Origin of the sequence: Ectopseudomonas alcaliphila, assembly GCF_900101755.1 — a bacterium.
Classification (GTDB): domain Bacteria; phylum Pseudomonadota; class Gammaproteobacteria; order Pseudomonadales; family Pseudomonadaceae; genus Aquipseudomonas; species Aquipseudomonas alcaliphila.
In genome coordinates, this window is record NZ_FNAE01000003.1 from 330431 (window position 1) to 352657 (window position 22227).

At 62.6% G+C, this 22227-nt stretch carries 17 protein-coding genes; 9 read left to right on the plus strand and 8 right to left on the minus strand.

Translation table 11 applies throughout. The features are described 5' to 3' along the window. Window positions 1-134: 134 nt before the first annotated feature. Window positions 135-2411 (minus strand): fatty acid cis/trans isomerase, encoded by a 2277-nt coding sequence (locus tag BLR77_RS13240; protein WP_074678469.1) that lies wholly within the window; start codon window positions 2409-2411, stop codon window positions 135-137. Between the two features lie 151 nt (window positions 2412-2562). Between BLR77_RS13240 and metH the strand changes: the two genes are divergently transcribed. Both metH and osmE read left to right on the plus strand, forming a co-directional pair. Then, the gene (gene metH / locus BLR77_RS13245; RefSeq protein ID WP_074678471.1) at window positions 2563-6273 is read left to right on the plus strand and encodes a methionine synthase; all 3711 of its coding nucleotides are present in this window, start codon (window positions 2563-2565) and stop codon (window positions 6271-6273) included. Window positions 6274-6425: 152 nt separating this feature from the next. Then, entirely contained in the window at window positions 6426-6761 is a 336-nt protein-coding gene (gene osmE / locus BLR77_RS13250; RefSeq protein WP_074678473.1) for an osmotically-inducible lipoprotein OsmE, read from the plus strand. Between the two features lie 41 nt (window positions 6762-6802). On the opposite strand, the gene BLR77_RS25955 is transcribed toward osmE, so the two are convergent. Together BLR77_RS25955 and BLR77_RS13255 are read right to left on the minus strand one after the other, a co-directional pair. After that, on the minus strand, window positions 6803-6889 hold the full coding sequence (locus BLR77_RS25955; protein ID WP_442873392.1) for a small membrane protein YohP: 87 nt from the start codon (window positions 6887-6889) through the stop codon (window positions 6803-6805). Window positions 6890-6977: 88 nt separating this feature from the next. After that, window positions 6978-7271 (minus strand): DUF1883 domain-containing protein, encoded by a 294-nt coding sequence (locus BLR77_RS13255; protein ID WP_074678475.1) that lies wholly within the window; start codon window positions 7269-7271, stop codon window positions 6978-6980. 139 nt (window positions 7272-7410) lie between these two features. Here BLR77_RS13255 and BLR77_RS13260 point away from each other — a divergent pair, with 139 nt between their 5' ends. The 4 genes from BLR77_RS13260 to BLR77_RS13275 all read left to right on the plus strand — a co-directional run bounded on the left by BLR77_RS13260 (window position 7411) and on the right by BLR77_RS13275 (window position 11819). Further along, the gene (locus BLR77_RS13260) at window positions 7411-8436 is read left to right on the plus strand and encodes a DUF5924 family protein (protein ID WP_074678477.1); all 1026 of its coding nucleotides are present in this window, start codon (window positions 7411-7413) and stop codon (window positions 8434-8436) included. A gap of 15 nt (window positions 8437-8451) precedes the next feature. Beyond that, window positions 8452-9492, plus strand: a complete 1041-nt coding sequence (locus tag BLR77_RS13265; RefSeq protein WP_074678479.1) for an RNA methyltransferase — start codon at window positions 8452-8454, stop codon at window positions 9490-9492. 147 nt (window positions 9493-9639) lie between these two features. Beyond that, entirely contained in the window at window positions 9640-11523 is a 1884-nt protein-coding gene (locus BLR77_RS13270) for a methyl-accepting chemotaxis protein (protein ID WP_074678481.1), read from the plus strand. 35 nt (window positions 11524-11558) lie between these two features. After that, window positions 11559-11819, plus strand: a complete 261-nt coding sequence (locus tag BLR77_RS13275; RefSeq protein WP_074678483.1) for a hypothetical protein — start codon at window positions 11559-11561, stop codon at window positions 11817-11819. Here the strand turns inward: BLR77_RS13275 and BLR77_RS13280 are convergent. Genes BLR77_RS13280 through BLR77_RS13295 form a run of 4 tightly spaced genes read right to left on the minus strand, consistent with a single transcriptional unit; the run spans window position 11803 to window position 15578 of the window. Beyond that, complete coding sequence (locus tag BLR77_RS13280; protein WP_139202974.1) at window positions 11803-12879, minus strand: polyamine ABC transporter substrate-binding protein; 1077 nt, start codon at window positions 12877-12879, stop codon at window positions 11803-11805. The two genes, BLR77_RS13275 and BLR77_RS13280, sit on opposite strands and share 17 nt — an antisense overlap. Before the next feature lie 49 nt (window positions 12880-12928). After that, window positions 12929-13270: a cupin domain-containing protein gene (locus BLR77_RS13285; RefSeq protein WP_074678487.1), complete on the minus strand. Its 342-nt coding sequence runs from the start codon at window positions 13268-13270 to the stop codon at window positions 12929-12931. A 34-nt stretch (window positions 13271-13304) separates the two neighbouring features. Then, window positions 13305-14711, minus strand: coding sequence for an NAD(P)/FAD-dependent oxidoreductase (locus tag BLR77_RS13290; protein ID WP_074678489.1), 1407 nt, complete (start codon window positions 14709-14711; stop codon window positions 13305-13307). A 45-nt stretch (window positions 14712-14756) separates the two neighbouring features. Beyond that, window positions 14757-15578, minus strand: a complete 822-nt coding sequence (locus tag BLR77_RS13295) for an AraC family transcriptional regulator (protein ID WP_074678491.1) — start codon at window positions 15576-15578, stop codon at window positions 14757-14759. Window positions 15579-15696: 118 nt separating this feature from the next. Between BLR77_RS13295 and BLR77_RS13300 the strand changes: the two genes are divergently transcribed. Beyond that, window positions 15697-15924 carry a DUF2970 domain-containing protein gene (locus BLR77_RS13300; protein WP_074678503.1) on the plus strand — a complete coding sequence of 76 codons (228 nt, stop codon included), beginning with the start codon at window positions 15697-15699 and terminating at the stop codon, window positions 15922-15924. On the opposite strand, the gene BLR77_RS13305 is transcribed toward BLR77_RS13300, so the two are convergent. Continuing rightward, window positions 15925-16953, minus strand: coding sequence for an ABC transporter substrate-binding protein (locus BLR77_RS13305; RefSeq protein ID WP_074678923.1), 1029 nt, complete (start codon window positions 16951-16953; stop codon window positions 15925-15927). It lies immediately after the preceding gene. A 492-nt stretch (window positions 16954-17445) separates the two neighbouring features. Here BLR77_RS13305 and BLR77_RS13310 point away from each other — a divergent pair, with 492 nt between their 5' ends. Both BLR77_RS13310 and BLR77_RS13315 read left to right on the plus strand, forming a co-directional pair. Continuing rightward, window positions 17446-21138 (plus strand): DUF4132 domain-containing protein, encoded by a 3693-nt coding sequence (locus BLR77_RS13310; RefSeq protein ID WP_074678505.1) that lies wholly within the window; start codon window positions 17446-17448, stop codon window positions 21136-21138. After that, complete coding sequence (locus BLR77_RS13315; protein WP_074678507.1) at window positions 21132-22226, plus strand: AAA family ATPase; 1095 nt, start codon at window positions 21132-21134, stop codon at window positions 22224-22226. Before BLR77_RS13310 ends, BLR77_RS13315 begins: the two co-directional genes overlap by 7 nt. Window position 22227 lies beyond the last annotated feature (1 nt).

Sequence of the window (22227 nt, forward strand, 5' to 3'; positions counted from 1 at the left end):
AACCGCCATTCCCCCTTTCGCTGAATTCGAAACCGGGCCGCCCGAATCAGGCAGCCACAGGGTCCGACCGCAGCCGTGGAAGAAAGGTCGGCGAAGGAAAGGCTGAACGACGCGCCTGGTTGCTCAAGAGTCGGCTAGAGGTTCTGGTAGCGGTTCATGTCCAGCACGCCCGCCTCCAACGGCTGGGTTTCACGAATATGCTCGGCGAGATCGTGGAAATAGCGCCAGAACTCGGGATGGCTGCGCCGTACTCCCCAGCGCTCGACGATACGCTCGAAGGACTTGGCGTCGCTGACACCCTCCATCTGCCTGACGAAGGCATCCACCTCACCCGCTTTAACGGTGAACAGGAAATTCGGGTAGCTGCTCAGTACTTCAGGGTAGATGGTCAGGGTGTCCAGACGCGGTTGATAGCGCAGTTCCTCGCCCAGCATGAACGCCACGTTGCTGTGCGCGCGATTGCGCAGCAGGCTGTAGATTTCGCGCGAGCCATCGCTCAACTCCACCCGCAGCATCGTCGCTTCCGGCAACTGGTCGATGACCCGCAGGCCGCCCGCCGGACGACTGGTCAGACGCGCCAACGTCTGTTCGGCATGTTGTAACTCCCTGGGCAAACCTTCCCGATAACAATAGGCGCCCGTGCAGCGGTTGATCGGGTCAGGACGCGCATTGAGCGTGGCGTAGCGCTGCAGCAGCTGTGTGGCGAACTGCTTCTTCGGATCGTTGCCGGTCAGGCCAATGGCGCTCGGCGAGCGATGATCGACCGTGGTGTAGTCCATCAGCATCTTCAATTTGCCGCTGTTCTGATACCAGTCATCCAGGTAAGCCTCACGCGAGCGTGCCGGCAGCAGACGGAGGAAATTCACCTCGGCGCCGTTGCGAATCAGGTCGAAGTACAGGCGCGTCTGCGCCTGGTGCGAGACGTTGCCGAACACGTCGAAGTTGACCACCAACTGGTAGTAGGTGCGCTCCAGCAGTGGGTAATCCAGCCACCAGAGGGTCTGCGGGATCTCGCCGAGCAGGCCTTTGCGTACCGAAGCGCTGTCGTGCTGACGAAAGATCGACAGCAGCGCGTTGTCGTTACCGCTCCAGATATGCGACCAGTCCGCTGGAGAAGCAGCGGCGTAGGCGTCCTTGCGCAGGTTCTCGTAGTCATTGCGCTTGTTGCGATAGTTGCGCCACAGGCCCAGCAGATCGCCGATATCGTCGAGCTGGCCGGGCATGGCCAGCAGTGGCGTGGCCTCGCGCTGGTAATCGGCATCGGTGATGTAGAGATCGTGCTCCGGCGCCTGGAACACGGCCCAGAAGTTGTCACGGATCACGTCGGTAGCGATCTGCCCACGACACACCGGGCCACGGATAAAGGTGCGGACGAAGTACTCGGCGTTATCCAGCATGAACTGATAACGCGCCCGCGGCGGAATCGCGGCGAAGGTTTCGAAGGGGTTGGCGCGGCGCTGTGCGCCGTAACCGGGTACAGCGTCCAGTGCCCAGTCCTCACCGAAGAACAGCTCCTGCACCCGTGCCAGTTTAGCGTCGCCCAGCGGATAGGTGATGTGCGTCTTGTGCACGATCACGCCCTGGATCGGCCACAGGCGGTAGTAGAACTCGGTGCCCGGATCGTCGTTGGGGCGGCGCGTAGCGATAGGATCGATGGGTTTGCCGCTGGGGGTACGCGAGCGCACCATCTGGAAGAAGTGCCCAGGCTCACCGCCCTCGAAGTGCAGGTGCGCCAGGAACAGGTGTTCGTACAGCCAGCGCGAGACCAGATTCTGGCGCGCACCAGGCGCGTTCATGAAGTGCTCCCACTGCTCTAACTGGCGCAATTCGACCGCGCTGGGTTTGACTACCTGCTCGGCGACCGGTGCGCCCTGCGCCAGCCACTGCTCCAGGGTGGCGTACTCGCCATCGCTGAGGCCGGTAACGGCGAACGGCATACCGCCATGGGGATTCTTCTGCGCGTAAGCGGCGAACTCATCTGGCAATGAGCAACTGTTGCTGCGAGTGATGGCGATATCGAGATTGTCGGGCAGCTTGGCATTGGCCTCCAGCGGCTGGCTGCGGCCTAACTCCAGCATGCGTTTGATCAGCGCCGCCTGGCCATTCTCGCCATCGAGCACCGAATGAAAGTCGCGCTGACGCCAGGCTGCTTCGCCTTGGGCGTCCAGATAAAGTCGTGTGGTCGCTTGCGCCTTGCTGCGGGTACCGTCGTACACCAACTGCTTGCTGGCGCCGCGGGCAATGCCCTCAGCGCTGCCGAGGTTGAGCTGGCACGGTGCGTCATAGCAGGTGTGGCAGGCCACGCACTTGTGGGTGAGGATGGGTTGTACGTCGTCGATGTAGGAAATAGCGTCCGCACGGACCAGACCGGCTGCGCAAGAAAGAAGAAATAGAGCAGCAGGTTTGAGCATGACAACGTCTCTGATTGCGATGGTGGCAATTCTAACGAGACGCTGCCCACGGCAACATGAATGAAATTCATGAAAACACCCGCAACGCTCCAGAACCCTGCAGCTTTGCTATCATCGCGCACCTTGTTTCCGCTTTGCTCAGGTAGTCCTCATGTCCGATCGTAGCGCCCGCCTCCAAGCCCTCCAGCAAGCCCTGAAGGAGCGCATCCTGATCCTCGATGGCGGCATGGGCACCATGATCCAGAGCTACAAGCTGGAAGAGGCCGACTACCGTGGCGAGCGCTTCGCCGACTGGCCGAGCGACGTTAAAGGCAACAACGACCTCTTGCTGCTCAGCCAGCCGCAGATCATCGCCGCTATCGAGAAGGCCTACCTGGATGCCGGCGCCGACATTCTGGAAACCAACACCTTCAACGCTACCCAGGTGTCTCAGGCTGACTACGGCATGGAAGGCCTGGCCTTCGAGCTGAACGTCGCCGGTGCCCGCGTGGCCCGTGAAGTGGCCGACGCCAAGACCCTGGAAACCCCCGATCGCCCGCGCTTCGTCGCAGGCGTCCTGGGCCCTACCAGCCGCACCTGCTCGATCTCCCCGGACGTCAACGACCCCGGCTACCGCAACGTCACCTTCGATGAACTGGTGGAGAACTACACCGAGGCCACTCGCGGCCTGATCGAAGGCGGCGCCGACCTGATCCTGATCGAGACCATCTTCGACACCTTGAACGCCAAGGCGGCGATCTTCGCCGTACAGCAGGTGTTCGATGAAGATGGCGTCGAGCTGCCGATCATGATTTCCGGCACCATCACCGACGCTTCCGGCCGTACGCTGTCCGGCCAGACCACCGAGGCGTTCTGGAACTCGGTACGCCACGCCAACCCCATCTCTGTCGGCCTGAACTGCGCCCTCGGCGCCAAGGACCTGCGCCCGTATCTGGAAGAGCTGGCCAACAAGGCCGACACCCACGTCTCGGCCCACCCCAACGCCGGCCTGCCCAACGCCTTCGGTGAGTACGACGAAAGTCCGGCGGAAATGGCTGCTGTGGTCGAAGAATTCGCTGCCAGCGGCTTTCTCAACATCATCGGCGGCTGCTGCGGCACTACCCCCGGGCATATCCAGGCCATCGCCGAGGCGGTCGGCAAATACCCGCCGCGTGCCATTCCGGAGATTCCCAAGGCCTGCCGCCTGTCGGGCCTGGAGCCCTTCACCATCGACCGCAGTTCGCTGTTCGTCAACGTCGGCGAGCGCACCAACATCACCGGTTCGGCCAAGTTCGCCCGGCTGATCCGCGAGGAGAACTACACCGAGGCCCTGGAAGTCGCCCTGCAACAGGTGGAAGCCGGCGCCCAGGTGATCGACATCAACATGGACGAGGGCATGCTCGACTCCAAGGCGGCCATGGTTCGCTTCCTGAATCTGATCGCCGGTGAGCCGGATATCTCCCGCGTGCCGATCATGATCGACTCCTCCAAGTGGGAAGTGATCGAGGCGGGCCTGAAGTGCATCCAGGGCAAGGGCATCGTCAACTCCATTTCCATGAAGGAAGGCGTCGAGCAGTTCAAGCACCACGCCAAACTGTGCAAGCGCTATGGCGCCGCCGTGGTGGTAATGGCCTTCGACGAAGTCGGCCAGGCCGACACGGCCGCGCGCAAGAAGGAAATCTGCCAGCGCAGCTACGACATTCTGGTCAATGAAGTGGGCTTCCCGCCGGAAGACATCATCTTCGACCCGAACATCTTCGCCGTCGCCACCGGTATCGAAGAGCACAACAACTACGCCGTGGACTTCATCGAAGCCTGCGCCTTCATTCGCGACAACCTGCCCTACGCGCTGAGCTCGGGCGGCGTGTCCAACGTGTCGTTCTCCTTCCGTGGCAACAATCCGGTACGCGAGGCGATTCACTCGGTATTCCTCTACTACGCGATCCAGAACGGCCTGACCATGGGCATCGTCAACGCCGGCCAGCTGGAAATCTATGACGAGATTCCCAAGGAACTGCGCGACAAGGTCGAGGACGTGGTGCTCAATCGCACCCCGGGCGGCACCGATGCCTTGCTGGCCATCGCCGACAAATACAAGGGCGACGGCGCCGTCAAGGAAGTCGAAAACGAGGAATGGCGCTCGCTGCCGGTCGACAAACGCCTGGAACATGCGCTGGTCAAGGGCATCACCGCCTTCATCGTCGAAGACACCGAGGAGTGCCGCCAGCAGTGCGCGCGCCCCATTGAAGTCATCGAAGGCCCGCTGATGAGTGGCATGAACGTGGTCGGCGACCTGTTCGGCTCGGGCAAGATGTTCCTGCCGCAGGTGGTCAAGTCCGCGCGGGTGATGAAGCAGGCCGTGGCCCACCTGATTCCTTTCATCGAAGCGGAGAAAGGCGACAAGCCGGAGGCCAAGGGCAAGATCCTCATGGCCACGGTCAAGGGCGACGTGCACGATATCGGCAAGAACATCGTCGGCGTGGTGCTGGGCTGCAACGGCTACGACATCGTCGATCTGGGCGTGATGGTGCCGGCAGAAAAGATCCTGCAGACCGCCATCGCAGAAAAATGCGACATCATCGGCCTGTCCGGGCTGATCACCCCGTCGCTGGACGAGATGGTGCACGTCGCCAAGGAAATGCAGCGCCAGGGCTTTACCCTGCCCTTGATGATCGGCGGCGCCACCACCTCCAAGGCGCACACGGCGGTGAAGATCGACCCGCAGTACAAGAATGATGCGGTGATCTACGTCACCGACGCTTCGCGCGCGGTCGGCGTGGCCACCCAGTTGCTGTCCAAGGAACTCAAGCCCGACTTCGTGCAGCGTACCCGCGATGAGTACGTGGTGGTGCGTGAGCGCACCTCAGCCCGCGCCTCGCGCACCGAACGCCTGAGTTACGACAACGCCATCGCCAACAAGCCAAAGTTCGACTGGTCGGGCCACACCGCACCGAAACCGAGCTTTACCGGCGTCAGGGTGCTGGATGACATCGACCTCAACGTGCTGGCCGAATACATCGACTGGACGCCGTTCTTCATTTCCTGGGACCTGGCCGGCAAATACCCGCGCATCCTCACCGATGAAGTGGTCGGCGAAGCGGCCACCAGCCTGTTCCATGACGCTCAGGCGATGCTGAAGAAACTGATCGACGAGAAACTGATCAGGGCGCGCGCCGTCTTCGGTTTCTGGCCCGCCAACCAGGTCGCGCATGACGATATCGAAGTCTACGGTGACGACGGCAAGCCCCTGGCCACCCTGCACCACCTGCGCCAACAGACCATCAAGCCCGACGGTAAGCCGAACCTGTCGCTGGCCGACTTCGTCGCGCCGAAAGAAAGTGGCGTGACCGACTACGTCGGCGGCTTCATCACCACCGCCGGTATCGGCGCAGAGGAAGTGGCCAAGGCTTACGAGGCCAAGGGCGACGATTACAACTCGATCATGGTCAAGGCCCTGGCCGACCGCCTTGCCGAAGCCTGCGCCGAATGGCTGCACGAGCGCGTACGCAAGGAATACTGGGGTTACGCCAAGGACGAGCAACTGGACAACGAGGCGCTGATCCGCGAGCAGTACAAGGGCATCCGCCCTGCCCCTGGCTACCCGGCCTGCCCGGATCACACCGAGAAGGCCACGCTGTTCAAGCTGCTCGACCCGGAAGCCGACTACCACAAGGCTGGCCAGAGCGGCGTGTTCCTCACCGAGCACTACGCCATGTTCCCGGCCGCCGCCGTGTCCGGCTGGTACTTCGCCCACCCCGAGGCGCAGTATTTTGCCGTGGGCAAGGTCGACAAGGATCAGATCGAAAGCTACAGCGCGCGCAAGGCGCAGGACATCAGCGTCAGCGAACGCTGGCTGATGCCCAACCTGGGCTACGACGACTGATGCAAAAGAGCCCGCGATTGCGGGCTCTTTTCATTTATACGCAACGAACGAGGCGCAACTCGCGCCGATCATCGAAAAAACTCGAACTCTGATGCAGGGCTGCTGCTCCAAAACATGTCGAGCCAATTCGGCTCAATCGACGGAGCGATGACATGTACAAGCACAGTCTTGCAGTACTGGCCGTAGCGGCCGCGGTGAGCGGTTGCTCGACCTTCGAGAACCCGGCCGATTACGTGACCTTCCGCAACGAGCCCCTGGTCAAGCAGGTGGACCACGGTATGACTCAGGATCAGGTGCGCACCCTCGGTGGGCCACCCTCTTCGGAAGGACGCAATAGCGTCACAGGTGGCACCTGCAACAACTATGTGCTGAATGTCGATGGTCTGGAACAACCCTATTACGTTGACTTCGACGTCAACGGTCGGGTCGACAGCAAGGGCTTCATGACCTGCGAGCAGCACCAGGGCAACCAGCGCAAGAGGCTCTGAAGGCGTTCAGCCCCGCTGCGCGCAGCGGGGCTATTCATTGGCTAGAAGATCAGTGAGAGCAATCCAACTACCACTATCAGGCCGATGATGAAAATGATACCGACGGTACCGCCCAGAAACTTCAGCATGCTGACTCTCCTTTTTCGAGGTTCACGGGTTTTGACCTCGGTCTGGCTGTCAGCGTTTAGCTTTTTTCTTCAACAGCTGCGGCGAGTATCAGGCGCCCGGGCGACGGACGATCTTGATGCTGTATTCCATCTGCGGCTTGCGTGTCACGCTCACCGCTTTGCGGCTCACGGTATCCAGCGTGATGTTCCAGAAGCCACTGGAGGGTACACGGATCTTCGCCGGGAACTTGATGAAGGCGCCGCCGTGATAACTGTGTCGGCCACGATTCCTGAAGGCGCGGAAGTTGGCGTCGTTCATCAGGCGGATGTTGCAGGGCTGCGAACATTGGATGACCACCAGATCGCCCTCTTCCAGATGCTCGCGTTGATGGATGAATTTCATCGTTTTCGGACTCGGTGGTGAAACAGGGGCGCAATAGTGCCGCAAGCGGCGCGGCATCGCCAGCGCAGCTGACGACTCGCTTGCAGCCAAGGTTCGCGCTACCTAGGATGCGCGCCCAATCCTGCCATTTGCTGCCGCCATGAAAACCCTGCTCGACCGCATCCCCACACTGATCGCCCTGCTGCGCCGTTACCCAGGCCTGGTCGCCCTGTTCGGCTTCTGTTCGGGCGTGGCCAGCTTTCTGTTGGTCGACCGCCAGGCGCATCTGGCCAAGGTGTTGGGCGTGGTATTGCTGGTCAGTTGGGTCTGGCTGATTCTCGAGAACCTGCTGCGCGAACGCATTGCCCGGCGCTTTGGCTTCGAGTTGCCGCTGCCGCTGCTACGCTACGGCACGCAGATGATCCATCAGGAAAGCCTGTTCTTCGTCCTGCCGTTCTTCTTCATCACCACCACCTGGAACAGTGGGCAGCTACTGTTCAGCGGCCTGCTGGCACTCGCCGCACTGGCTTCGATCACCGACCCGATCTACTACCGCTGGCTGGCGCCGCGACGCTGGTTGCTGCTGATCTTGCACAGCCTGGCACTGTTCGCGGTGATGCTCACCGCACTGCCGATCATCTTTCACCTCAGTACCCCACAGAGCTACCGCATTGCCTTGCTGGTCGCCACGCTGCTGGCTCTGCCGAGCCTGCCGGGCCTGATCGGCTTCACCGGCTGGCGGCGCATCGTGCTGCTGGCCGCCCTGCCTCTGGCTATGGCCGGCGCCGGCTGGATGGCGCGCGCCTGGGTACCACCGGCAACGCTGTGGCTGACCGAAGTGGCGATCAGCGACCGCTTCGATGGCGAGCAACGCACGCCAGGCGAGAGCCTGCAACAGATCAGCCCCGAACAGCTGCGCGACGACGGGCTCTACGCCTATACCTCGATCAATGCGCCACGCGGCCTCAACGAACGCATCTACCACGTCTGGCAGCACAATGGCCGGGAAGTCGACCGCATTGCGCTGGACATCAACGGCGGGCGCAAGGAGGGCTACCGCGCCTGGACGCATAAACTCAACTTCCCGGCCTCGCCTGAAGGTCGCTGGCAGGTGCGGGTCGTCACCGAAGCCGGACAGATGATCGGTGTGCTGCGCTTCGACGTGGTCGCCCACACGGCCAAGTGATAGCATGCGCGCCCCATGCAGCTCACCGAACTCAACCAACGCCTCGCCGACCTTGGCGCCAAACCCCAGCATATCGGGCGCATTACCCGTGCCTGGCTGCAGGGCAAGGCGCTGGACACTGGCACCAAGCATCAGAAGACCGAGAACTTCCTGCCCCTGACGGTACGCGAAGGGCTGCCGGCCATCGCCAGCGAGCTGGACGCGTTGGCCCGGCTGCGCTCCGAACACCCTGGCGCCGATGGCTCGGCACGCCTGCTGGTGGAGTTGGCCGACAAACAGATGGTGGAAAGCGTGCTGCTGCCGCGTGATGGTCTGTGCATCTCCAGCCAGGTGGGCTGCGCGGTAGCCTGCGTGTTCTGCATGACCGGCAAGAGCGGCCTGCTGCGCCAGCTCAGCAGTGCCGAGATGGTCGCCCAGGTCGCCCTGGGTCGGCGCTTTCGCCCGGTGAAGAAAGTGGTCTTCATGGGCATGGGCGAGCCGGCACACAACCTCGACAACGTACTTGAGGCCATCGATCTGCTCGGCACCGAGGGCGGCATCGGCCAGCGCAATCTGGTGTTCTCCACCGTTGGCGACCCCCGGGTGTTCGAACGCCTGCCCAAGCAACGCGTGCGCCCTGCCCTGGCACTGTCGCTGCATACCACCGACGCCGAACTGCGCCAGCGCCTGCTGCCCAAGGCGCCGCGCATCGATCCCGAAGAGCTGGTGGAACTGGGCGAAGCCTACGCCCGCACCATCGACTACCCGATCCAGTACCAGTGGACGCTGCTCAAGGGCATCAACGATAGCCAGGAAGAGATGGACAACATCCTGCGCCTGTTCAAGGGCAAGTTCGCCGTGCTCAACCTGATCCCTTACAACAGCCTGGAAGCCGACGACTACCAGCGCCCCGATGGCGAGCGCATCGTCGAGATGGTGCGCTACCTGCACAGCCGTGGCGTACTGACCAAGGTGCGCAATTCGGCTGGCCAGGATGTCGACGGCGGTTGCGGCCAGCTGCGCGCCCGCGCGGTGGATGTGGTCAATACCAGTCGCTTGCATAGAAAGCGCGGCTGAGGCTCAAGAACGGCATCTGCGAACCGATACAGAAGCGTACAGAGAGACCACACGTCCAGCAGGCAAAACGCCAGCACTGTACTAGGTTTGTAAAGAACCGCATTGCATGGATGCAACCCCGTCGTCATGGCGCCCAGGAGCCCATTCATGAAAATCGCCCACAAGGTCGGCCTCGCAGCCGCTACCGTGCTTTTCCTCACCACCAGCCTGCTGTCGTTAATACAGGTCACCCAAGTGCGCGATACCTTGCGCAACCAGGTCGAATCCAGCATTTCCGAGTCGAGCAATGCCCTGGCACGGCAGATCGAGAACTGGCTGAACGCCAAGCTACGCCTGATGGACACGATGTCACAGACCATCGACAGTCATTACGGCCCGGAAGAAACCCAACGCGTATTCGATCTGCCCCTGCTCAAGGATGAATTCATCCTCGTCTTCGGTGCCTTGGAAGCAACCGGGCAAACCCTCAAGAACAGCGCAGATTGGAATCCCGCCGCAGACTATGACGGCCGCAAGCGTCCCTGGTATGGCCTTGGCAAATCAGCTGATCGCGCTGTTCTGACCGAACCCTATGTCGACTCCACCACCGGTGAGATCCTGATTTCGGCAGTGGCCAAAATCAGCGATGCTGGGCGGTTTCTCGGCGTGTTTGGCGGCGATATCCGCCTGCAGTCGGTCGCCGATGCGGTCAACACCCTGGACTTCAATGGCGCCGGCTATGCCTTCCTGCTCAGCCGCTCGGGCAACATCATTTCCCACCCCAATGCCGAGTACAACGGCAAGTCCTACAGCGAGCTGTTCGACGGCCAGAGCCCGGCGCTGGGCAAGGAACTGCGTGAAGTGGAGGCCGACGGCAAGAGCCTGCTGATTTCCTTCACTCCGCTTCCCAACCTGCGCGGCATGGACTGGTACATCGGCGTGGTACTGGACGAAAGCGTGGTGATGGCCGAAGCCAACCGTCTGACCTGGCTGGCCGTGGTTGGCACCGTGGTCGGCGTCGCCATCAGCCTGGTGGTGCTGGGCCTGCTGATGAACAGCCTGCTCAAACCCTTGGGCCTGCTCAGCACCTCGCTGCATGAAATCAATAGCGGCGAAGGCGACCTGACACGCCGCCTGGCGATCACCAGTAACGACGAGATCGGCGAGCTGTCACAGGAGTTCAACCGTTTCCTGCAGACCTTGCAGAGCCTGATTGGCGACGTCATGGGCAGCTCGCATCAGGTCCGCGAGAGTACTGCACTGACCTCCAACGAGTCGGAACAGGCTGCCCGTCGCCTGCAGGAACAGCTGCAGGAGCTTGATCAACTGGCCACTGCCATGCAGGAAATGGCCTCTACCGCCGAAGAGGTGGCGCGCAACGCTCAGGCTGCAGCCCAGGCTGCCGTGGCCGCCAACGAAGAAACCGAGAACGGCGTGCGCGTGGTATCGCAATCCAGCGCCGCGATCCGCCATCTGGCCGACGAGATGGATGGCACCAGCCATGCGATCAACGAGCTGGCCAAGCTCAGCCACAACATCGAGTCGATCCTGCAAGTGATCACCAGCATCGCCGAACAGACCAACCTGCTGGCGCTGAACGCCGCCATCGAAGCCGCACGTGCCGGTGAGTCCGGCCGCGGCTTTGCCGTGGTGGCCGATGAGGTGCGCTCGCTGGCCTCGCGCACCCAGCAGGCCACCCAGGAAATCCGCCAGATGATCGACCAGTTGCAAAGCGGCGTGCGTCAGGCCGAGAGCCGTATGCAGCAGAGCCGCGATACAGCCAGCAAGACAGCTGAAGACGCTGGCGCGGCCAACGACATGCTCGGGCGTATCCGTGAGGCGATCACCCGCATCAACGACATGAACCTGCAGATCGCCACTGCGGCCGAGGAGCAAAGCGCGACCACCGAGGAAATCAACCGCAACACCACCAACATCCGCGACATCAGCCATGAACTGGCTGGCGGTGCCGAGCAGCAGGTGCGCCAGTGCGCGTCGATGGTGGACCAGGTTGGCCAGCAGGATCGCCTGCTGGGCCGCTTCAAGGTCTGATGCTCATATGACCTTGTCGTAGGAACGAGCTCTGCTTGGAAGCTTTTTTGTTCGCGAGCCAGCTCGCTCCCACAGGAAAAGAAAACGCCGCGAACCTGCAAAGGCTCGCGGCGTTTCTCTTGGTAGAACGGCATCAGGACATTCTGAAAAAAACCGTCACAGTCACTCCCGCGCAGGCGGGAGCACAGGCGTTGCAAACTTGCCGGATTGCCGCCTGCGCGGCAATGACAGCCTTTTCAGACCTTCCTCAGGCGATGCCAAACCTGGCTTCATCGGCGATCAGACGCCGCTTTTGACCTTGCTCCAGATCCGCGTGCGCACCCGATCGATCTTCAGCGGCATGGCCTCCAGGGTGTAGAGCTGGTCCATCACCGACTCCGGCGGATACACGGTCGGGTCGGCTTTCAGCGCCGGGTCGACCAGGCCATCGGCCTTGGCATTACCGTTGGCGTATTTCACATGATTGCTGATGGCCGCCATCACTTCGGGCTGCAGCAGGTAGTTCATCAAGGCGTAAGCCCCCTCCTCGTTGCCCGCGTCGACCGGCATGGCCACCATGTCGAACCAGATCGGCGCGCCTTCCTTGGGAATCTCGTACCGGATCTGCACGCCGTTGCCGGCCTCGGCGGCGCGCGCACCAGCCTGCATGATGTCGCCAGAGAAACCCACAGCCATGCAGATTTCGCCGTTGGCCAGGTCACCGACGTATTTGGAGGAGTGGAAATAGCGCACGTTCTTGCGCATCTCCATCAGCAGCGCCTCGGCGCGCTTGTAGTCCTCGGGGTTCTTGCTGTGGTGCGGCAAGCCCAGGTGATGCAGGGCAATCGGCAGCATTTCCGGGCCGTTGTCGAGGATCGCCACGCCGCACTCGTTGAGCTTGGCCAGCTTGGCCGGATCGAACAGTACATCCCAGCTGTCCATGGCCACGTCATCGCCCAGCACTGCACGCACCTTGTCGACGTTGTAGCCGATACCGGTGCTGCCCCAAAGATAAGGGAAGCCATGCTCGTTGCCCGGGTCGTTCACTTCCAGCGTCTTCATCAGCACCGGGCTGAGGTTGTTCCAGTTCGGCAGCTTGCTGCGGTCGAGCTTCTTCAGCGCGCCGCCCTGAATCTGCCGGGCCATGAAGTGGTTGGAAGGAAATACCACGTCGTAGCCTGAGCGCCCAGCCATCAGCTTGGCGTCCAGGGTCTCGTTGCTGTCGTAAACGTCGTAATGGGTGCCCAGGCCGCTGCTCGCCTCGAACTGCCTGAGGGTGTCCGGGGCGATGTAGTCGGTCCAGTTGTAGATGCGCACGCTATCAGCGGCATGGGCGGTACCGGCCAGGATCAGGCACGGCAGGAGTTTCTTCAGCATGGGATACCTCATGAGTTGTTGTTCTAGGCAGTACTGAAAAGTCGCTGATTCAGAAGATCAGCACATAGGTCTTGCGCACCGTTTCTTGTATGTCCCAGATACCAAGGGTATTGGCCGGCATCATCAGTGCGTCGCCGGCGCGAATCTCGATGGGCTCGCCCCCATCCGGGGTGAAGGTGCAGCGGCCAGCGACGAAGTGGCAGAACTCCTGCTGCACGATCTGCCGGCGCCAACGGCCGGGCGAGCATTCCCAGACGCCGGTCTCGACACCGTCACTGCGCTCGACGCTGGTGGTCGAAGTAACCGCCACCGGCTCGCTCAGGGGTACGGCAACCGGGTTGGACGCCTCCAGAGCGACGTTGGGGGTGTCACGAAAATGGGTGATGTTCATGTGTACTCCAGATCAAGGGATGGCTGGCGCTCGCTCAGCCCATCAGGCTTTCCATGCGTGCCGCCACCGCTTGCGCCAGACGCCGGCGCCAGGCCGGACTGCGCGGGTTGGCGAGCACCTCGTCCTCATGGACGAAACTGCGGATGATTGCGTTGTAGCCAAGCCAGCGGCAGGGTTCGGGCTCCCAGCGCTTCAGGCTGGAAATCGGGCTGTCACTCAACACCCAGGGCTGGTGCAACAACTCGCTGTCGCGGCCAAGGATGAGATCGGCCAGGGTGCGCCCGCCCAGGTTGCTGGCACCGACGCCCTCGCCGCCATAACCGCCAGACAAGGCGATGCGGTTGCGCGTATCGCGCAGCATGTGCGGCTGGAAGCGGCGGGCCATGCCCAGGTTGCCGCCCCAGGAATGGGTGAAGCGCACGTTGCGCAGCTGCGGGAAAATTTCCCCCATCAGATAACGGCGCAGGCCGAGTTCATCTTCGGTGAGGTTGAAGCCACTGCGCAGGCGTCCGCCGAAGCGGTAGCCACCGCGTGCGCCGAAGATCAGGCGGTCATCGAGGCTGCGCTGGCCGTAGGTGACCTGCCGGCTGAATTCGCTGAACGCCTGCCCACGCGCCAGGCCGATACCGGCCCAGACATCCGCCGGCAAAGGCTCGGTGGCAACGATCAGGCTCTGCACAGGCAACTGGTGATTACCCAGCGGCGGCAAGGTCGCGGCGTAACCCTCTATGGCCGGCACCACCCAATCAGCCGTGACAAAACCCTGAGCGGTGCGCACCAGGCCTGGCTGCCAGTCGATCACCGGGCTGCGCTCGTAGAGCTCAACCCCCAGCCCTTCGACGCAACGCGCCAGACTGCGAACCAGTTTGGCCGGATGGATGGTCGCGCAATGCGGGCTGTACAGCGCGCCGTAGGCATTGGCCATGCGCAGTTGCGCGGCCAGCTCGCTCGGAGTCAACCAGCGGTAGTCGTCTTCGCTCAGGCCCAGTGCACGCAGTTCCCTGAGGTAATCACGCAGACGCACTTCCTGCTCCGGGTAACGCGCCGCGCAATAGAGCACGCCGCCCTTGCGCAGATCGCAGTCGATGCCTTCACGGGCAACCACGGAGGCCACCTCATCGGGAATGCCGTGCAGCAGATCGAAGGACGCCTTGCGCTCGGCTGTCGGCAGGCCGGCCAGCAGGCGATCCTCACCAAGCAGGTTGCCCATCAGCCAGCCACCGTTGCGCCCGGAAGCACCGAAACCGGCGGTCTCCGCTTCCAGCATCACTACCCGTAGCTGCGGCGCCTGGCGCTTGAGGTAATAGGCGGTCCACAGGCCGGTATAACCCGCGCCGATGATCGCCACGTCGGCGTGCAGTTCGGTTTGCAGGCTGGGCCGCGCCTGTAGCGGATCATCGAGCTGATCCATCCACAGACTGATGTTGCGCCAGGGATTCATCCACGCCTCCGTCATCGATCGATGAGCCAAGGCTAGTTGGGGCGATCAGTCACTGTCTTGCGTGCGTGCCCGCGAGGAAATCTGCTTGAGATAGGCTTTCGGGGAAAGCCCGGTATGGCGCTTGAAGCAGCTGTAAAAGGCCGACAACGAGTTGAAACCGGCGGCGAAGGCCAGCTCGTCGATACGCTTGATGTCGCTTCCCGCCTGCAACCCGTCGAGCAGGTGCTGCAGGCGGGCCCGATTGACGTAGCGATAGAAGCTCTCGCCAAGCACCTGATTGAGCAGATGGGATATCTGGTTGCGGCTATACCCGGTGGCCGCCGCCACCTGCTGCAGATCCAGCTCGGGGTCGAGAAAGGGCTGGCTGCGCTGGAAATAGTCCTGCAGATCCTGCGCCAGTTGCCCTAGCTGACGTGTCGACAGCCCCAGGCGGCTGATTGCCGGGCGCGAACTGACGGTTTCGCCAGTGCCCCGCGCCTCACGCACCAGAGTGGCATATTCGTTGATGCGCCAGATCAGTCCGTCGCGCACGGTGATTGCCTCTCCCGTGCGAAACGACACCAGCCCCTCTCCACCCTGCAGGCTGGTGCAGTACTGGATGAAGGCGGTGTGGCCGTCGATGCGGATGCGGTCGACGTGCTCCAGCAACTCGCCCGGACGACGCGGCAGGTTGTTCTCGACGTACTCGCGCAGCTCGCCCAGGCGCATGCAGCGCTGCTGATAGAAGTCGTTGTACTCGATATCCGGGTGATACAACGCCATTACCGCGTCGAGGTCGCGGTGCTTCCAGCTCAGGTGATAGCGCAGGATGGTTTCACGGGTGCGCTCGGACTGCGCGGCATCGTCGGCAAAAAGATCGTCAGGCATGGTCGGCGTCGGTGGTCAGCGCACCGGCAGATTGCCTGATTCGCTCAAACCAGCCTAGCCCCTCGTGCTGGCTGGCAGGTTGCGGACTATGCTTGCAAGACTGACAAAGAGGTTGGCCATGACTGATCAGGACAAAGCCCCCCAACAGGCCCCGCTCACCCTGCGCGAGATGCTGCAAAGCGTACTGGCGGCAGCGCTCGGCGTACAGAGCGGGAAGAACCGTAGCCGCGACTTCAGTCGCGGCAAACCCAGCCATTTCATTCTGCTCGGCGTCTTCTTCACGGCCTTGTTCGTCGTCGTGCTGCTGGGCGCGGTAAAACTGATCCTGCACCTGGCAACAGGCTGATCAGTCCAGCAGAGATGCTATCGAGCAGTCGTAGCGCTGCTGTTGCGGCTGCGTCAGCGCGCTGAACTGGCGAAAGTCCATGTCGATATCCGGCTGGCCAAGGCGCGCCAACAGTTTCTGCGATTGCGCCCTGTCGACTATGCGCAGCAGAGAGGCCACCTGGTCCTTGCCGCCGCGCTCGATGAAGTCCAGATCGCGGGCATGGTCATTGAGCATCACCAGGGCGCAAGCGCCCAGAACAAAATGGCCGCTCGCCAGAACGTCAATTCGCCCATCGATATGCGCCTGCAGCACCCGAGCCGAATTGTTCAGCGCGGCATAGCGCAGGTCTCTGCCCTGCTCGCTGGCCGCACGCATCACGCCAAATGCCATTGCATCGTTCGCGGACCAGACCAGGCTCACATCCGGATAGCGCGGCAACAGGCTGACCGCCTGCTCATAGGCGCGCTGCTCCTGCCACTCGCCATGCACCGCCTGCACCAGCCGCACATGCGGCGCTTCGTTCAGTGCACGCTGCAGGCCGGCCAGACGCAAGATCGATGACGGTGTTTGCTTGACCCCGGAAAACGCCAGCAGCTCGGCCTGCTGTCCCTTGGCGAGCGCGATCAGCTCGCGCCCCATCAGGTAACCCGCCTCTTCATCGTTGGGCACCAGGCTGCCCAGCCAATTGCGGTGACGCTCGCGACTGCCACCGATCAGCGCCTGCTGCTCGTCGGTGAGCGTGCTGTGCAGGGCGAAAAGGCGAACCTGGCTGGCCTCGAACAGGCGCAAAAGCACAGGGCCCTGGAACTGCTCGTTGGTGAAGATCAGATAATCCGGGTGCTCACCGTCGAGAACCTGCCGGGCATTGCTGAGCATGCGCGCTGGATCACGCTCGCCGTAGAGCACTTTCAGCTCGATGCCGAGGTCGCCTGCGGCGTCCTGCATATAGCGACTGTAGTCGGTCCAGAACGGCTCGTCGGAATAACCGGGATTGAGGAAGATCACAGACGGCGCACGCTGTTGCGCTGACGCCAATGCGCAGCACAGCAATAACCACAGGCCCAACACCCACCGGATCACGGCACCCCTCCCCCATTACCGGGGCGCAGTATAGGGCGCAAATGACAAAAGGCCGACCGTTAATGCACGTCGGCCTTTGCCCTCACTGCCCGCTGATCCAGAAGACCGCCGTACCCACGGCAATAAGGATCAGGCAGAAGATCGCCCAGGCATCGATAACGCTGTCGGAATTTTCCATGTCGGTGTGTTCGCTCATGACTCCCCCTCTTCTTGTGATTGTGGGTGACGCACACTGCATTTAAGACCAGCCTTGGCCATCGCTCAAACCGTCCGACTATGCCCTGCTCTCCTGCTTTACCCGAAGGAAACGGCGCAGCCCCCGGCACCAGCCACTTCAAGAGGTATCAAGACAAAATTCGCATCAGCACACAGAACCGCAACGTGCTACTCATTTCGATGAGTCTCCAGCCACACGAATGGATTACGATTGACCACCACATTTCCAAGGACGGGCCCAACATGTTGCAGAAACTGCTGGAAAAGATCGGTCTCACTTCCACGACTCCCTTTGCCAAGCACGCCACCGAAAGCCTCGAGGTACTGGATATTCTTGCGCCCGGCCTAGCCGAACGTGCGGCGACCTACGTACTGAGCGGCCGGCAGGAAGAGGTGCTGCTGGAGCTGGCCAAGGTTGGCGGGGAAGAAGCCGTGATGTTGCTCGACCAACCCGCCACCCTGGGTTGGTGGTATCCCTCCAGCAACATTCACAACGATCTGCAGAAACACCGAAAGCGCATCAATGCCGCCGCCAATGCCCGTGCCCGCCTCTACATCCTCAGCGCGGAGACGGATCTGCCGGCGCTTGCGCGCTTCGGCAAGGTGCTGCAGGCGGCCTGTCACAGCGCGAATCTGGTACGCATCGCCAAAGTGCCCGATTGGTACATCTATCTGGTCGTGGATGCGCTACACACGACCTTGAAGAACATCGGCGACAAGCACAGCGCCGATATGCGCCGGCATTGGCACATGGATTTGCTGATCCGCCTGGCCGCGGTGGACGAACTGCCGGCCGACGACGCCCTGCTGCTGGTGTTCGATCGGCGCGACCTGGCCGACTATCATCACCGCGATCTCGCGTCGCTGCTCAAGCTACCCGGCCTCAGCGAACGACTCCTGGCGCATCCGCAAACCACACGTGCGCTACCGGGTCGACTTTCAGCCAGTGGCTGTCTGTCACTGGTGGACGTGCTCGGCCACACCCCTGCACTGGCCGAGGCATACGCAGACGTGCTGGTGCATCTGGCGGTGAATCCGGCCAAGAGCGTGCGCAACGCGGCGGTGCCGCAGGTGGAGACGCTGCCCCTGCCGGTCAAGCTGACGCACCTTGAGCAGTTGCTGGAACACGGCAGCAACAGCGAGCGCGTCCAGGCTGCCGACATGCTCGCTCGCAGTGGCGAGGCGGCGCGCCCGCTGTTGCAGGCCCGCCTGCAGATCGAAAGCTCCAAGCCGGTGCAGCAGGCGCTCGGCAATGCGCTGGCCCGCCTGCAGAGCCAGAGCGCTGCCCAGCAGCAAGAGCTACCCGATGCACCACCGTTCGAGCGTTGCGAAGAATACGAGCTGGGCGAAGCTACCCTGCAGCTGCTGCGGCAGAACCTGCGGGAGCTGCTCGAGGAAAACCGCATCGGCGCGGAGGAAGAGATCCGCCAGAATCGCGAACACAAGCAGAAGTGGGATTGGCGCCAACGTGCCTACAAGAACCTGCAAGCACTTGACGACAACGACCTGCGCAACGCCGTGGAACGCCTCAACGGGCGCGGCCCGCGCAAGGAGCCGGCAGGCCTGGACTCGGTTCTGCAGTATCGCGGCCGGCTGGCAGCCAGCGTTGAGGTGAACCTGCTGCATGTACTGCGCGCCTCCAGCGACAAGTACTTCAACTGGTATCGCGTGTCGGACTGGCTGCGCGGCGAGGCGCTGCAGCGGCTGGATCTGCGCACCCTGGAAGATGCCCTGCGGCGCAGCGGCCATGGGGACGCGGCACGGGCCACCGCTGCCGTCTGTTTCGGCTGGAATTCGCCCCTCGAACAGCTCTCACCGGAGAAGGTCTGGCCCTTCTTCGCCGAACACCCCGAATTTCTCGAGGAAGCTTTCGGCCTGCGCCCGGCGCCTGAGCGCTCGGGCTACAGCCAGGGCACTGCGCTGACACTGCTGGAGCAGTTCCCCGTGCTCCCGGCACGTTTCATTCCGGTGTTGCTGGAACTTGCCCTGGGCGGCAGCAAGACTCATCGCCTGGACGCTCAGCGCCTGCTGGAAACCCTGCCGGATATCGCCGACCGCGCCGTCGAAGCGCTTGCCTCGAGCAAGCAGGAAATCCGTACCCTGGCTGCCGAATGGTTGCAGCGTCTGGGCAAGCCGGAAACCATTCCTGCCCTCAAGGCCGCACTGGCCAAGGAAAAGCGCGAGACCGTGCGTGCCGCTCTGCTCACCGCCCTGGAGAGCCTGGGCGAGGATATCGGCGAACACCTGACACCGGCGGTGCTACTGGCCGAGGCGAAGAAAGGCCTGCAAGCCAAGGCACCTTCCAGCCTGGCCTGGCTGGATCTGGAGCGGCTGCCTGCCTGCCAATGGCAGGACGGCAAACCAGTGGCAGCCGACATTCTGCGCTGGTGGGTGATTCTCGCCTGCAAGCTCAAGGAGCCGGCCGGCAATGCCCTGCTCAATCGCTACCTGGGTCTGCTTGCCCCCGCCAGCAGCAGCGCGCTGGGCAGTTTTCTGCTGCATGCCTTCATCGCCCAGGACACCCTCAACCCCAGTCTGGAAGAGGCGATTGCCCACGCCCAGAACAACCTCGCGCAGCGCATGCAGAGCTACAAGTCCTGGGCGAAGTATTCGCCCGAATATGCCGACATCACCGAGGAGCAGGCTTTCGAGGCCCTGAAGAAGGAACACCTGGGCATCTACCTGGGTAGCGCCATCGCCGACAAAGGTATCCTCGCGCTGACCTGGTGCGCCCCAGGCCACCAGTTGGTCAGCCTGCTGCAGGCCTTCATGCGCGACCATTACATGCGCCGCTCGCAGATCGAGGCGATGCTCGGCGCCGCCGCCAACAGCAACGAACCGCTGGTGATCCAGTTGCTGCTTTCGGTTGCTCGCCGCCACCGCACGGCATCGGTACAGACCCGCGCCCGCGAACTGGTCGAACAGATCGCCCTGCGCAACGGCTGGAGTGCCGACGAGCTGGCTGACCGGACCATTCCCAGTGCCGGTTTCGACGAAAATGGCGTACTCGTGCTGCAGTACGGCGAGCGACTGTTCAGCGCGCGTCTCGATGCGGCGCTCAAGCTGGAACTGCTCAACCCCGACGGCAAGGTGGTCAAGGCCTTGCCGGAGCCGCGCAAGAGCGATGACCCGGCGCTGATCAAAGAAGCCAAGACCCTGTTCTCCACCAGCAAGAAGGAGCTCAAGCAGGTTGTCGAGTTGCAGACCCAGCGTCTCTACGAGGCCATGTGTGCTGCTCGCGCCTGGCCAGTCGGCGAGTGGCGTGAGTACCTGTTGCAGCACCCGATCATGCGCCACCTGTTGCAGCGCCTGGTCTGGGCCGAGATCGCCAGCGACGGTCAAGAGCGCCTGTTCCGCCCCACAGAGGATGGCAGCCTGATCGATCTGGACGACGACGAGCTGGAGCTGGCCGATGACAGCCGCATTCGCCTGGCTCATGCGGCGCTCGTGGACGACGGCGCAGCCAAGGGCTGGGTTCGCCACTTCAAGGATTACAAGATCAAGCCGCTGTTCCCGCAGATGATTCGGCAGCTGCCCACGCTGACGAGTGATGACTGCAAGGACAACGCCATCCATGATCGCCAAGGCTGGCTGAGCGACACCTTCACCCTGCGCGGTATTCTGACCAAGCTCGGCTACCAGCGCGCCGCAGCCGAGGACGGTGGTTTCTTCGATCACTACTTCAAGGACTTTTCCAGCCTTGGCCTGCGCGTGTGCATCGGTTTTACCGGCAACTGCGTGCCGGAAGAGAACGTTCCAGCCGCCCTCACCCGCCTGTGGTACGAAAAACCGGGGCGACGCTGGTCGAGCAGCGAAGCGCTGCCGCTGCCAGACATCGCGCCGATACTGCTGGCTGAAACCTACGCCGACTATCACAGCGTCGCCGACGCTTGCAGCGGCTTCGACCCCGAGTGGGAGAAGAAGACACCATGGTAACCCCCGTTCTCCGTCAGGCCGCCGAACAGCTGCATGCCGATGAATTGCAGCGCCTCAGCGCGGCAGATCAGCAAAGTGGCGCCGAGCTACCGCCCGGCTGGCTGCGTTCTCCGCGCGCGGTACGCCGCTTCATCCTCGGCGACGAAGCGCTGGGCATCAGCCGCAAATTCTATGGCGATGACAGCCTCGTCGATCGCGCCATCGTCACCCTGCTTGGCCGCCAGGGGCTGATGCTGGTGGGCGAGCCGGGCACCGCCAAGTCCATGCTTTCCGAGTTGCTCGCCGCGGCCATCAGCGGTGACTCGCAGCTGACCATCCAAGGTACCGCCGGCACCACCGAAGACCATATCAAGTACTCCTGGAACTACGCCCTGCTGCTGGCCGAAGGGCCGACCCTGCGCGCGCTGGTTGGCTCGCCGCTGTATCAGGGCATGAGCCAGGGCAAGCTGGTGCGCTTCGAGGAAATTACCCGCTGCCCGCCGGAGATTCAGGACGTCCTGATCTCACTGCTCTCGGAGAAGCAGATGATGATTCCCGAGCTCGGCGAGGCTGGCCAACTGCCTGCCCGCCCGGGTTTCAACCTGATCGCCACCGCCAACCTGCGCGACCGCGGCGTGCATGAGATGTCGGCGGCGCTCAAACGGCGCTTCAACTTCGAGACGGTACGCCCTATCGGCGACAGCGAGTTCGAGGTCGAGCTGGTGCTGCGCCAGTTGCAGCGCGAGCTGGGCGAGAACGCCCCGGTGAAGGTCGAGCGCGACGTGATCGGCCTGCTGGTCACGGTATTTCAGGAGCTACGCGCCGGCAGCACACGCGAAGGTACTGCGATCAAGGCGCCGGAAGCCGTCATGTCGACCGCCGAGGCGGTCAGCGTCGCCTATGCCGGCGCTCTGGAAGCGCGCTACTTCGGCGACGGCCGGCTGACCCCGGCCGAGCTTGCGCGGCAGTTGCTCGGTGTGGTGTTCAAGGACAATCGTGACGATGCCAAACGCCTGCGCCATTACCTCGACAGTGTGGTACGCGAACGTGCCCGGCGTGACGCCAACTGGAAGTGCTTCTTCGATGCCTGCAAGGGATTGTGGGACTGAG